The organism is Terrimonas sp., assembly GCF_003075435.1.
Lineage (GTDB): Bacteria > Bacteroidota > Bacteroidia > Chitinophagales > Chitinophagaceae > Agriterribacter.
In genome coordinates this window covers 161,755-176,077 of record NZ_QCZJ01000008.1, presented here as the reverse complement: position 1 = coordinate 176,077, position 14,323 = coordinate 161,755, and the positions used below count along the sequence as shown (strand labels likewise).

At 37.2% G+C, this 14,323-nt stretch carries 11 protein-coding genes; 6 read left to right on the top strand and 5 right to left on the bottom strand.

Features of this window, described 5'->3' with window-relative positions; translation table 11 throughout:
- Positions 1–802: 802 nt before the first annotated feature.
- The gene (locus tag DC498_RS11155) at positions 803–1,759 is read right to left on the bottom strand and encodes an alpha/beta hydrolase (protein WP_116874231.1); all 957 of its coding nucleotides are present in this window, start codon (positions 1,757–1,759) and stop codon (positions 803–805) included.
- A gap of 421 nt (positions 1,760–2,180) precedes the next feature.
- A complete protein-coding gene (locus DC498_RS11150; protein ID WP_116874230.1) occupies positions 2,181–3,056 on the bottom strand; it encodes a DMT family transporter in 876 nt (291 codons plus the stop codon).
- Between the two features lie 108 nt (positions 3,057–3,164).
- On the opposite strand from DC498_RS11150, the gene DC498_RS11145 reads away from it, so the two are divergent.
- The 5 genes from DC498_RS11145 to DC498_RS11125 all read left to right on the top strand — a co-directional run bounded on the left by DC498_RS11145 (position 3,165) and on the right by DC498_RS11125 (position 7,292).
- A complete protein-coding gene (locus DC498_RS11145) occupies positions 3,165–4,592 on the top strand; it encodes an aminotransferase-like domain-containing protein (protein ID WP_116874229.1) in 1,428 nt (475 codons plus the stop codon).
- Positions 4,593–4,717: 125 nt separating this feature from the next.
- Positions 4,718–5,320: a Crp/Fnr family transcriptional regulator gene (locus DC498_RS11140; RefSeq protein WP_116874228.1), complete on the top strand. Its 603-nt coding sequence runs from the start codon at positions 4,718–4,720 to the stop codon at positions 5,318–5,320.
- Between the two features lie 65 nt (positions 5,321–5,385).
- Entirely contained in the window at positions 5,386–6,228 is an 843-nt protein-coding gene (locus DC498_RS11135) for an acyl-CoA thioester hydrolase/BAAT C-terminal domain-containing protein (protein ID WP_116874227.1), read from the top strand.
- 68 nt (positions 6,229–6,296) lie between these two features.
- Complete coding sequence (locus tag DC498_RS11130; RefSeq protein WP_116874226.1) at positions 6,297–6,785, top strand: GyrI-like domain-containing protein; 489 nt, start codon at positions 6,297–6,299, stop codon at positions 6,783–6,785.
- Between the two features lie 9 nt (positions 6,786–6,794).
- Positions 6,795–7,292: a 2'-5' RNA ligase family protein gene (locus DC498_RS11125; protein WP_116874225.1), complete on the top strand. Its 498-nt coding sequence runs from the start codon at positions 6,795–6,797 to the stop codon at positions 7,290–7,292.
- A 33-nt stretch (positions 7,293–7,325) separates the two neighbouring features.
- Here the strand turns inward: DC498_RS11125 and DC498_RS26785 are convergent, their stop codons facing one another.
- The gene (locus DC498_RS26785) at positions 7,326–7,457 is read right to left on the bottom strand and encodes a Fe-Mn family superoxide dismutase (RefSeq protein ID WP_165813817.1); all 132 of its coding nucleotides are present in this window, start codon (positions 7,455–7,457) and stop codon (positions 7,326–7,328) included.
- 952 nt (positions 7,458–8,409) lie between these two features.
- On the opposite strand from DC498_RS26785, the gene DC498_RS11115 reads away from it, so the two are divergent.
- Complete coding sequence (locus DC498_RS11115) at positions 8,410–11,421, top strand: ligand-binding sensor domain-containing protein (protein WP_165813816.1); 3,012 nt, start codon at positions 8,410–8,412, stop codon at positions 11,419–11,421.
- A gap of 11 nt (positions 11,422–11,432) precedes the next feature.
- Here the strand turns inward: DC498_RS11115 and DC498_RS11110 are convergent, their stop codons facing one another.
- Positions 11,433–12,401, bottom strand: coding sequence for a hypothetical protein (locus tag DC498_RS11110; RefSeq protein ID WP_133176831.1), 969 nt, complete (start codon positions 12,399–12,401; stop codon positions 11,433–11,435).
- An 80-nt stretch (positions 12,402–12,481) separates the two neighbouring features.
- A complete protein-coding gene (locus DC498_RS11105; RefSeq protein ID WP_116874221.1) occupies positions 12,482–14,242 on the bottom strand; it encodes a hypothetical protein in 1,761 nt (586 codons plus the stop codon).
- Positions 14,243–14,323: the final 81 nt, after the last annotated feature.

The following is a 14,323-nucleotide window of genomic DNA, read 5'->3' as shown; positions in this document are numbered from 1 at the left end:
TAGAATGATATTACTGTCCCATTCAGTCGTATCATTCTATATATGCCTTTTGGGTACTGAGTATTTCTTCAAAAAATGGCAGGTATTTATAGTGCCCCTTGCAGGTGTGCATGGTTCTACAACCTATACGTCAACAATGTGATCTATAAAAAACATTATTCATCATTCACATGATTTTATGAGGCATGCTGGTGGCAATACGGAACATATCTGCTAATGGAGGGTGCAGGCTTGATTATTATGCGAGAGGTTACCGTACCGAGAATTCTTACAGGTGCTCTTACGTCTATACTACTCTTCTTTTTAATTAACAGCCGATCTTACACTTAGAAACAGAGGTGAATTTACGTTCATTTGTTAACACTATTTATATAACTCCGGGTATATCGGACGAATTTATCCTGTAGGAAATTCGCTGAAATTATCCTTCAGGTAGTTTTTGACAAAGAATTGCTTATTAAACCGGACACTTCAATTAATCGCAATAAAAATAATTGTTATCAAAGAAGATTTGATCAGTAAGCTTTAGCCAGAAAATTATTTGTAGACAATCAGGAAAAAAGAGGACATAGGATTATAAATTAAATTTTTGCAGGCCTTCAAATGGCACTTTCTGGCATTAGTTGTAGTTTTCTAGCCCGGGCTGACAATGGGGTTGTCGTTCTAATACTCAATCCGATATTTTGCCAATCAACTATGTTGTCTTAGCTTGTTGCTATAGTTTAGGAATTTTAAATCTGTCGCGTCCAGCTGCTGCTGATAGACAAGAATTAATCGTTTTTATTAAATTATTTCGTGTTTGTCAAAGTATAGCAATCCAGTTAATAATAATGTCTGCTACTTGCTTTCCTTCTCCCATATACATGTGGTCTGTATTTTTGATCATTGTTGTCGTTAATTGGACATGTCTAAAATTCTTTTCAATGCTTGATTTCAAAGATTTCAATTCTTCTTCGCTTCCTATATCATTGTTTGCCGCATAAAAAATCAAGATTGGGCAATTCACTTTTGAAATGCCTGCGTTCTGTGGTGTGATTAAACCAAAAAAATCTTTCTCTTCTTGTGGTGTATTTACAATGTCCATATAAGTTGCAGCACTTATATACGAGGGAAAAGAACGTTTCGGGTCTTCTATAAGTTTATCCGGCTTGTTTTCGGACATATACTGAACAGCCTGTAAGTATTGCGCGGAATCAACAAGTCTTGTATCGGCACTCACTTGTCCTGAAGCACAAACCAAACCTATTATTCGTGTGTCTCGTTTTTCGTACTGATACCTGCGCACTGCAGCCCAACCGGCACTATGCCCTACTAATATTATTTTTTTGAAACCTTTGAGCTCGGCAAAGTCAATCCAGCCCGAAATATCTTTTACTTCATCTCCAGCCACACCCCAATAGCCACCGCCCCTTAATCTTACGCCCTTTTTATGTCCTTCTATATTTCCGAGATCATGCATACGAGTGTTCACCGAAATACAGGTGTAACCTTTTTCAGCAAGAGATCTCCCGATAGCAATGTAGCTTGGTGAGTAAAAATTTACTCCCCATCCGTGAACCCAGATAATGGCTACCTGTTTCGTTAACTCTTTATTGGCATGAAATATAACTCCTGCATTGAAAATTGTGTCCGTAGATATAGAATAGACTATTTCTTCAGGAAGGATAGCGGCGGGTATAGGTAATCTGTATTTGTTCTGCCCAAAAGAATTAAAAGTAATCATCAGTAAAAGGGCAATCGTTATTCTGAGATGTTTCATGTCTTTTTATTTACTTTAATATTAATTGTCAAAGATGCATCGTTGTAGGTTCCTTATTGTTAATCAGTTTAAAGTAGAATATATTAAACGGAGATTATGGCACTAATAATAGATTATACACAAAATACGGGAATACGACAGATAAAATAACTAGAATTGGATGAGTGGATTATGGATGTTTATGAAAAAGAGAAGGACAAATGGCTTTTCAAATTAACAGTGGTAAAAAGCTTATTGTGAAACTGCTCCCAAAAACTTTCTGAGCAGGTTAGACACGAGGGCAACAAACGATAACAAATAATTATGCGCTATTGAGAAATATAATTCTTGTAAAAACTCTTTTAAGTTCATGATTTATGAATAAAATTGCAGAACAATATTTCATAAAACCTGTAAAAAAAACTGAGATTTGTACTTCTTATTACTTAGCAAACTTCTTGGTACCTACTACACATAGAATCACAGCTATAGTTATAAATATCATTCCAGTATTCACATTTTCATGAAGTAATAAAGAAGCTAATGCCAAGCCAAAAAAAGGTTGTAATAATTGCAGTTGCCCCACTGTTGCCGTTCCACCTTGTGCCAGACCCCGGTACCAAAAAATAAAACCGATAAACATACTGAATAATGATACATACGATAAGCCAATCCATGCTTCACTGCTAACGCCTTCAAATGAGGATGGCATATAAATAAATGCAAGCGGCAGCATTACCGGAAAAGAAAGGGCCAATGCCCAGGAAATCACCTGCCATCCACCTAAAAATTTTGTAAGTTTTGCACCCTCTGCATACCCCAACCCACAAAGTACAACAGCACCAAACATTAGTATGCTGCCCACAGGTGAAGCTGTAGCTCCCTGTGCCATTGCATAACCTATTACCAAAAGACTACCAACAAGAGAGAATATCCAAAAAATAGGTTTAGGACGTTCCCCTCCACGAATAATACCGAAGACAGCCGTGGACACCGGTAATATACCAATGGAGACAATAGAATGCGCTGAAGTAATATATCTCAATGCCAAAGCGCTGAGTAAAGGGAATCCTGCCACCACGCCGATGCCGACAATAGCTAAAGAGGAAAACTGCTGGCGGTTGGGACGTTTTGCATTAAAAATAACCAAAGCACTAAAAGCAAATATTCCCGCAATTGAAGCTCTGCAAGCAGTGAGAAAAACAGGGTCCAGTTCCAGCACTGCCACCCTGGTAGCAGGTAATGAACCGCTAAATAAGATTACACCAATTAACCCATTTAGCCAACCTTGTGTGGCGTTCACCTCTACTTTATTCATAGTTGTATCCTGATTTTTGATGATATACTCCTGCAAACTTCAGCAATAAATGAAAATGAATACAGTCACAGTTTTTAATATCTGAATAGACACAGTTATTTTTGTAGAATGAATAAGACTTTTATTTACGACAAAATATCAAAAAACATTGCTGAAAAGATTAAGGCAGGTGTGTTAAAATCCGGAGAAAGGTTACCTTCTGTAAGAACCTTAAGCAAACAACACGGGATAAGTGTTAACACGGCAAAAAAGGTTTACCTTGAATTGGAAGCACAATCACTGGTTGAGGCTAAACCTCAATCAGGATATTTTGTGAATTCGCTGAAGTTTTTAAACATCCCGCTATCTAAACCAAGCCACCCTAAACCCACATTTGGTTATAAAGAGCCGAATGAATTGATTAATGATGTTTACTCTAATATGGGGCGAAATGATTTGACCCTTTTTTCAATTGGCATACCTTCTGGAAACCTGTTGCCACTTGCCAGACTGAAAAAAGAAATTGTTTTAGCTACTAGGGAATTGAGGGAAGGTGGAACAGAGTATGAACCTTTACAGGGCAATGCAAAACTAAGAAGGATGATTGCCAGTCGTTCTTTATCCTGGGAAGGAAATCTACACGAGCATGATATTATAACTACAAATGGATGCATGAACGCCTTGGCGCTGTGTTTAATGGCATTAACAAAATCTGGTGATGTAATCGCATTGGAAAGCCCTTGCTATCCGGGCATATTACAGCTTGCTGTTAGTTTGGGTTTGAAAATTTTGGAAATACCTACACACCCTGTAACAGGCATTAATATTGATAAACTGACAACCTTATTGCCTAAGATAAATGTTTGTCTTTTGGTACCTAACTTCAATACCCCACTAGGATATTGTATGCCTGATGAGAATAAAAAGAAAGTTGTAGAGTTGCTAGATAAAAGCAATATTCCGTTGATTGAAGATGACACGTATGGAGATTTGTTTTTCAATGATGAGCGACCTAAATGCTGTAAGTCTTTTGATCAAAATGGAACGGTGCTTTGGTGCGGATCCGTATCAAAAACATTAGCCCCTGGTTACAGAGTAGGCTGGGTAGCTCCGGGGAAATATTTAGAAAGAATAACGAAGTTAAAGCTCGTACATTCTATATCTTCAACAACTATCATACACGAAGCCATTGGCAATTTCTTAATGACAGGTCGTTATGATAATCATCTTAGAAATCTAAGAAAAACGTTGCTGAGGAATTACAAATTTTATGCACATTGCATTTCCGAACATTTTCCAGAAGGAACAAAAATTAGCCAACCGCAAGGCGGATTAGCTTTATGGGTGGAGTTTCCTAAAGAAATCAACACAACACAATTATATGATTATGCTTTAACGCACAAAATAGGCATTGCTCCTGGGAGAATGTTTACGCTTCAAGATCAATTTCAACACTGTATGCGTCTTTGCATCGGTTTACCACGGGCAAATGAATTATATAATAAATTGAAGCAGGTGGGAGCCCTTGCAAAAATGATTATGGCTAGACGTAGATAAACATTGCGCGGTAACCTATTTTGTTGTAGGTCAATTTTGACAGAATTGCTCAATATAAAAAGCCCTTTCCATCTTAATGATCAAATAATCCCTGAATCGAATTTCCTAATTTTGATATAATCATTATGAAAGAATCAAACCTTAGCCAGCAGATTGAAGGAAATAAAGAATTGCTATTCCGGCACTTTGAACAGTACATCAGAGTAAGCGATGAACTGAAATCAGCATTGGATGCCAGGATAAACTTTGTTTCTTTCAATAAGGGCGAACTTGTACATGATGCTGATAAAGTTTGTACACGATCCCTTTTTATTCAAAAAGGATTATTTCGTACCTATTTTATAAAGGATGGAAAAGAGATCAGCGAGTACTTTCCCGCTGAAAATGAATGGAGTAATTCACCCAAAAGCTTTATTACAAGACAAAAGGACATGTACTACATAGATGCTATTGAAAACACTGAAGCATTTTGCCTGAAGGTAGATGACCTGGTATACCTTTTCGAGAATTTCCCTGAGATGGAGCGCTATTCTAGACTTTCCATGGGCACTGTTTTCGGCCATCTTATGGAGCGGATAGCCTCACTTCGATTTACTACTGCAAAGGAAAAGTATGACCACTTTATAAAAACTTATCAGGAAATTCACCACCGCATACCATTAGGGATGATAGCATCCTATCTTGGCATTGCCCAAGAAACATTAAGCAGGATAAGATCTGAAAAATGATTTTTTGACGCAGGTCAAAAGCTATTGAATTTATTTAATTCAACTTTGCAAAAAACAAAACAAAGATGATTGTTTCAAAATCAATAGGGATTTGGTTGATCTTGTTAAGTTCTCTAATCTGCCAGGCACAGGACACAATCAGACCTAAAAATGTTGTAGCTGTCCTGTACACCCGGGGGGGTAAAGATCTGCCACTGATTGTTGGTATTGGAGGTTCGGAAGGCGGGAATGCCTGGGTTAGCGACCGCTGGGAAAAAACAAGAAATGAGTTTTTGGATAAAGGTTATGCATTCTTAGCCATTGGATATTTTGGTTGCGAGGGAACACCAAAGATACTGGATAGGATTGCAATTGATGATGTTTACAACGCTATTGCCCAGGCTAAAAAGAGTCCAAAAATAAACCGCAATAAAATTGCTGTGATCGGCGGTTCCAGAGGGGCGGACCTGGCCTTGCTTTTGGCCAGTTATTACAAGGATATCTCCTGTGTTATAGGCATGTCATCCAGCCATGCTGTCTTTCCCGGTCATACGCAGGAGTTTACCACTTCCTGCTGGACTTTTAAAGGCAAAGAACTTCCTTTTATCCCGGTAAACGAAGAAGCTGTTCCATATCTAATGAAAAGAGACCTGAGGGGCACTTTTGAGGCAATGCTGAAAGATACTATTGCTGAACAAAGGTCAATCATCAAAGTAGAAAACATAAATGGAGCTGTACTCTTACTGTCCGCTACCAAAGATGAAATGATACCCGCAGTAGAAATGGGAAATAAAATGATGCAACGATTTAAGGATAATAATTTTAAACATCCTTACCAACATGCCATTTATGAAGGTTCGCATACAGAACCAACAAAACATTTTGATAAAATATTTGATTTTCTGGAGACCAATTTCTTAAAGAAATAGAGCTTCCATTGTTTATACGTAATATTTACAGTGCACTATAACAGAATGGAACATTTGATTCTTTTGAAATGATACCAACATTTAAAATATCAGGCGAAAAGAAATTAATCGGTATGCCACTAATTGTTAGTTTCTCCAATTACAGGGTAAACGAACTTTGGAAAAGTTTTATGCCAAGGCGAAAAGAAATAATCAACAGGTTGACTGACGAGTTAATCTCTATGTCAGTGTATAAGCAGACACATTTTGAACACTTTGCCCCTACCAACACTTTTGAAAAATGGGCCGCTATTGAAGTCGCCAATTTTGATAACGTACCAGATGAAATGCAAACATTCATGCTGCCGGGAGGGCTTTATGCTGTGTTTAACTACCAAGGCTTGAATACCGATAACGCTGTGTATGAATATATATTCGGGAACTGGTTGCCGGATTCAGGTTATGTTTTAGACAATCGTCCTCACTTCGAAGTATTGGGTGCCAAATACAAAAACAACGACCCAACATCGGAAGAAGAAATCTGGATACCCGTAAAGCCGAAAAATGCAAGTGATTAAAAATTGGCAATGAACAAAAGAAAACAACTTACTTTGTTTATAACCGAAAAACATGCAGAAACAATAGAAGATATTCGCGGAAAGTATAATCCCGCGCAATATGCTTTAATTAAAGCACATGTTACTTTGTGCCGCGAAGATGAGATCGAAAATATTTCGACTATTATAGAAAGTTTAGAATCATTAAGCCATAAATCCATTATAATAAATTTTGATAAAATTGTAGGGTTTTCGAATGGAAAAGGCGTATTGATTTCAGCGACCAAAATAAATACTGAATATCACGAACTGAGAGAGGAAATCCTAAAAAATGCAAACGCAAAAATAAAATTTCATGAGCCCCATATCACATTAATGCATCCAAGGAATTCAACCTGTACTGATGAAATATTTGAAAAAATAAAAAAATGCAGTTTCCCTTTTGCTCTTAGTTTCGAAAAAATAAGTTTGATTGAGCAAATCTTAGGACAGCCGTGGAAGATTTTATCTGAATATTATTTATCCTAAGTTCAGTGTGTATATAGGGAGAATATAATAATCTCAACAGTTCTCCATGAAATATGCCCAACCGCTGCCAAAGCGGTTTTTAGCAGTATCTGCAAACTGTGTTTTAAACAAATCAAATGAATTAAAATCCCTGACAAGCAGTTTTGTAATCCCTGGTAAAGGCACCTGGCTTTCTAAATAAAAATTTCCTTTTATAGCGTCTGACTGGGAGAATGCCGAAAAAAAAAGAGGATTATAAAACTAAGATAAAATATAGTTTCTTAGTCGTACTATTATATTACTTGCCAGGCTGTATAGTTTACAATACAAGCCTATTGTTTATGTTATATTAAAATGAGAAATAGCGGTTGAATGCCATCAACCCATGCAGCAGAAAGCAGTATGATATTAAAACCTGCGAATCAGGATAATACAAGAGGACTTTTATTGGAAAAAAGAAAACAAGAGGAAGAAAGAGGATTGGCCAGATAATACCCATTTTCCAACAGGCTATAAAAAATTACTGCCGCTATTTCTGTAATTGTGATATAGCCCATAGTATACAGAATATTTATGCGCACAAACAGCACAACTCGTTTCAGAAGATACTTCGTTGTGGTGAGCAATAATATCCATATCTGAATGGTTTGTCTGCTCTTTTTCACGGTTAATATCATGATGATGCCAGAGTGATATAGAGGTAACAATAAATGCGTATACTGTAAGAAGTATAGCTGCGATAACTTGCCTGTATTTTTATTGAATAGTCAATTTTGCATTTGCATCACTGTTGCAAATGTAAAGATTTAGGTTAAAGTAGCCCAAAAATTGCAATATTCCTGCGATAATTCAGGCAACAAAACCCTTACCTTAAGTAAGTGTTTTTCTCTTCTCTTGCTTTATTCAACATTACATGTGTCGCTGTTTATGGCGTGTTATCCCAAGATTTTAATTGCATTTTAAGGTTGACCAATTCTCTCTTTTCGTATGGTTATCCACAAAATATTAGTAAATCTGAATAAATTAATTGGTGGGTAATATGCATTTCTGCTAAATTTATCCCCCCCGTATGCCTGTGCTTTATTGCAAAAATGTTCGTTTTATATTGCGATTGAGTGTCTCGTTATTATTGGCGACGATGATAATAGTAATACCATCATTAGCGCAACCAACCGTTGTTTCTCGAAAATTTAAAACCATATCCATTAACGAAGGGCTTTCACAGAGCTATGTTAGTGGAATTACTCAGGATCAAGCGGGTATGATGTGGTTTGCTACCGGTGATGGGTTAAATCGGTATGATGGCTATTCATTTAAAGTGTATTATCATAATATTGAAGATACCACCTCAATGGCCAGCAACGACCTTACCTGTGTATTTGAAGATTCACGGGAAAGATTGTGGATCGGAACGCGTAACGAAGGGTTGGATCTGTTTGATCGGGCATCAAATACATTTATACATTTCAGACACAGCGGCGTTAACAGCATCCGGTCAAATGCCATATTAGGTATTTCCGAAAGCAAAGACGGATCGTTATGGATAAGAACCGCTACAGGAATAGATCGCTTGGAAACTATTAATAATGTTAATAATAAGCAAATTGTATATCGATTCACTCCCATCATATTAGAACGTAAATGGCGCGAAGGAGCCGAAGATGTTTTTATAGATAGCCGTGATAGGATTTTTATTACTACCCCAACCAATGTGTTGGAATTAATGGAAATTAACAGGAAAGGAAATTACAAACTCATTGAGCGATTTCAATTTACGACAATTTCTCCTTCATTTATTCCTCGTATTATAGAAGATACACTTAATCATTGCTTGTTATTAAACAACAGTAATATTATTCGGTTTCCTGACTACAATTTCAATTATCCTCAATACCTGTACCGATCGCAGCGAACAGATATTTCCTGGACCATTGATAAGCAAAACAGACTTTGGCTGGGAGATAGAAATAGTATTCTGCAATTGGATCTTAGTACGGGTAACCTGCGAAGTATTATTTCCGCATCTGATGTTCAAATGAAGGTGATAAATACACCTACCCAATACTATACGGATCGTACCGGCGTAGTTTGGCTAGGATCAGGGGGGCACGGCTTAGTACAATTTGATCCTGAGGTGGAAAAATTCAGTCATTTGCTTTCAGGAGAAACTGTGTATCAAATTCTTGAATATAAGCCTGGCAAACTAATCACTAATTTCTTTACAACTATTGATCTTAATGGAGCCTCTCCTGTTATTGACAGCAGTATACAACTGCAGATTAGAAATACCCCCTCCTTATTGCAGCCTCATATAATTTCCATAGCAAAAGATACTGTTGGAAATATATGGTATGGAATAGATAAGGGAATTGTGCAGTATAACTTTCAAACAAAAAAGACTGTGCAAATCTCAATACCTTATAATGATGTTATCTCAATACCGTATCCAATTTATGCCGATGCTAAGAATAATTTATGGATGGGATATAAAAACTGGGTTGTAAAATATAGTATTTCATCTGGCACTTTCAGCCGATATGCTTATCCGAATCATCAGATTGTTTATGATTATGATTTCCTTCAGCGTGTTTATGATGATGACGGGATTATGTGGCTGGGTACCGCAAATGGGCTCTTTTGTTACGATCCAGACAGCGGTTACATTAAGCAGCCTTATTTGTTTGATCAAAAAGATACCACTTCCATTAGCAATAATTTTATCTTATCTTTTTGTGCCGATGTATCAATGCCAGGTCGTTATTTGTGGGTAGGTACAAAAGGAGGAGGGCTTAACCGATTAGATAAATTTACTGGCATGTTTGAACGTTTTACAACTGAACACGGGCTTGCTAATAATGTGATATACGGCATAGAGCCAGATTATGATCAAAACCTTTGGTTAAGTACTAATAGAGGTATATCATCATTTAACACTGTATTACGAACTGCAAGGAATTTTGATGTTTTCGATGGTTTGCAGGGCAATGAATTTAACAGGTATGCACACAGCAGAACCACTATGGGCATGATTGCCTTTGGCGGAATGAACGGTATAAGTATTTTTAACCCGAGAAAAATACAACCGCTGCCCTCGCCGGATGTAGTGATAACTGATCTCAAACTATTTAATAAAGCCATATCACCGGGAGTATATGGTTCTCCTTTAAGCAGGGATATTATTTTTACCGACACACTTGAGCTTTTATACGAACAAAATGTAATTACATTCAAATTTGCAGCAACTGACTATAGAAGGCATGAAAATATACATTATAGATATAAGATGGAAGGCTTTGATAAGGACTGGATATACAGCGGTACCATGAATGAAGCTACATATACCAATTTAAATGCCGGAGAATATCGTTTTATAATTGAATCATCATTTGATTTAAATAACTGGAATGGACAACCTAAGATGCTGGATATATTTATAATGGCGCCCTGGTGGCAGACATGGTGGTTTAAAATGTTTGTTATTATAGGAACTGTATCTGCTGCCTACGCAGTGTACAGGTATCGCATACACCAGCTTACCCTGTTCGATAGCCTTCGCAACCGTATAGCCCGCGACCTGCATGATGAGGTGGGGTCATCTATAAGTACAATTGCTATATATTCAAAGATACTGAGCGAGCAAATGCAGAATAAAACATTTAACAATGAAACGTTGTTGGGTAAGATTGGGGACCATGCCACAGAAATCATGGAATCTATGAATGACATCATTTGGAACATCAATGCAAAAAATGATGCATTTGAAAATATTATTAACCGGATGAGAGAACAGGCTTTCCAGATACTGGAAGCAAAAGACTATGACCTTCATTTTGATTTTAGTGAAGATTTACTTCAAATGCAGTTACCTATGGAAAAAAGAAGGGATTTTTACCTGATATATAAAGAAGCTATTAATAATATTGCTAAATATGCAGATGGAAAGAATGTCTGGATAACTGTTACCCCGTTTGATGCGGGCATTCAACTGGTTATAAAAGATGATGGTAAGGGCTTTGATAAAGATACGCCCAGGCAAGGGAAAGGAGGTAACGGGCTTTCCAATATGCAAGACCGGGCAAATATGTTGAATGGAAAACTTACTATTGAATCAGAATTAGGCAAGGGTACAATTATTAAACTTGAATTTTAAAAGTAGTTTCGTCAAAAACAATAGTAGAGATATCCTTTTAGCAACACATTTTCTGTTTCATTGACTACAAATTTAAAATGATTAATGCGGGTATGTAGTTGCTTAATATTCCGGCGATATTGTTTTGATAACGAATAGCACAAATGACTCGGCAAATCAATAATACGTTCCCAATCTTTTAACCAACAAATTTGCTGGTAGTTGATTAAATCGTCAGTATAAAACTGTTTTATAAGTCTTGGTGAATCATTGTCGAAAATTTCAATGCCAATACGATTTCGCAATTTATCTTCAACATCAACGGCAATTACAATTTTTTGTGCCTCATGTATGTATCGGTTGCATATTCTTTCTATAGCATTATAGTTTCCTTTCCAGCCCAGTTTGAATAGTACCTGGACCAGATTTTTTGGCTTAATATCGTTGATTGTTAATCGAACAGAGGACGATGGTCTTGAAAACATCAACCCATAATAAACTACTCGCGCATCTTGTTCCTTTATTTTTTGGAGGAAATTAAATATTTTTTTTTCAGGCAATCCGTATTTGAAAAGAATATCCCGAAAATATGAATAAGCCTTTTCAGGACAAAAATCCTTATTTCTGCCTATATCAAAAAAAACTGAAGGTTTATTTTTGAATGGGGCATCATATTCAAACCAAACATTTTCTACAGCATTGTTAAATAATTCCGTAGGTAAGACGTTTAAATGAAATCTATAATCATTTGGTGAGAAGGCTATTCCTTGATCAAACTGTTTGTTAACACGTATAGCGAAATCTATGCTGTGGGCATACCTGGCGAAATGCATTTCCAGTATATTGCCTGATAAAGCAGGGAAATTTTCTGCAAACCGCGTTATAGGATCCAGAATCCTGGAAAATGAAATTCCTATCCCATTTTGCAACTGTTGCAAAATGGTTTTAGCCGTTACGGTGGGGCATTTGCTAGGCTTATTTATTGTTGACCAATCAATCATTAAAAACAGATGTTTTTTATAATTACTATTAATAAAAAGGCAACCTTCAATTGAAGGTTGCCTTTTTATTAATATGACCATTACGCCTCAACTTCCATTCCCGATCTCTCAGGTTTCACATCCTCCGGTGCCTGACGTTCTTTGGCTTTTTCTAGATCATCACTAACCTTGTCGGTTACTTCTTTCGCTTTATCCGCCGCAGCTTTAGACTCGCTAAGCTCAGTCTGTGCTTCCCCTTTTAGTTTATTTATTATGGTTTCATATTGCGCATTAAGAGTAGACTGTAAGCCTTCTATTGTTTTATTCAATCCGTCAATCTGGCTGGATAGATCGGAGGTTGAAGGTGTATCAGTAGAGGTGTACGCATCCCCCAATGCATCTCCCGCATTTTCCATATCGGTGGTAGCGTGACCACTATCCAGCATTTTCTGAAGCATGTCGCCAATAGAATCCAGCTTCTCATCTGTTGAAGTTCTCCAGTCTTCTGTAACACGATCCTGGTATATAGTATCAGCATCCTTTATCTGATCGTCAAGGTTTTTATTCGCTGCGTTGTCTGCTTTTATTTTTTTCATTTCAGACTTATACTTAGGATCATTTAAACCACTTTTTGCTTTCGCCTCACTGATAGCTTTATCAGCATCTGCTTTTGTAAATAAATCTCCAAGTTTATCTTTTGCCTCCAGCACTGAATCTTTAGCAGATTTTACTCCCTTAAGTAAAAAGTCTATCCCCATTACAACACCTACAAATGTGAGGAACAACTGCATCCATCCCGCGGCATCTTTAGGATGCAGGAGGGTATATAAACCGCTCCAGTTGCCGCTTGAGTCTCCGCCACCACCATTGTTGCTGTTATCGGGCAGTGGCGTCTCATAACCGATCACTGTATTGTTATACACATTACCAGATAATATAGTGATGATGTCTGTATCTGTATCAACTTTTGTAATGGTACTTTTTAATATAAAAGTACCCACCAGGCAAATATTAGGCACATCTGCATTTGGATCATCCACAAACTGGCCATTTGCATAATGAAGCGCCTTGGTATTATTGTTGGCGTCTTTGTAAGTGAAACTGAAACCCGGTAACGATTTGTCCAAACCAATTGTTGATGGAATAGTAACCGTGAGACTGCCGTTGCTGATAACAGTTGTTCCGTCGCTGGAATACAGATAATATGTTTTGCTGCTTTGGTAGCCGGTCCATACCATGGGATAGGTATTATAGTAACTTTTGAGTGCTATAAGTGAATCAAGCGTTACATCTTTATAGCTATTGGTTGAAGCAAAAAAGCTTGCGACCGCATCATCAATATCATCCTCTGAGGATGCATTATTTGTGGACCCTTGTAGCGCGGCAATATAATCCTTTGCTAACTGAGAGGTAGGATAAGCAGCAATCGTCTGGGTAAAAACCTCTGTCTCCTGCATTATCTTTGCTTCATCGTCAGTAACAGCAACAGGTGCATAATCCTGTGTTTTAAAATTCAGCATTGCACCCTGCGATTTTACAGGGAAAAGCGTATCGGTTTTTGCATAGATGATATCATACAATTTGGTATATGTAGGTGTACCATTATTGTCATGCGTATCATCCAGCACTACGGTTCCTGAACTATTTGCTGCAATGGATTGCTTCCCATCAATAGTAGGTAAAAGTTTAAGGCTTTGCTCAAACACTACCTGGTTATCATCTGTTGCTGCGGCATCAATAATAGCAAGATTTATTGATGAATTATTGGTTATTACTAGGTTTTTGTTGAGTGTAGGAGTTGTTGTAACAGCCGCCGCCGATACCTTTTTGGGCGACGGGCTGCTTGTTGTTTTTGTTGACATGTTATTTAATATTTATTTGGTTTAAAAATGGTTTCGCAGTATCATGCATAACGAGTTGTATTATTACCATTAAATGATAAG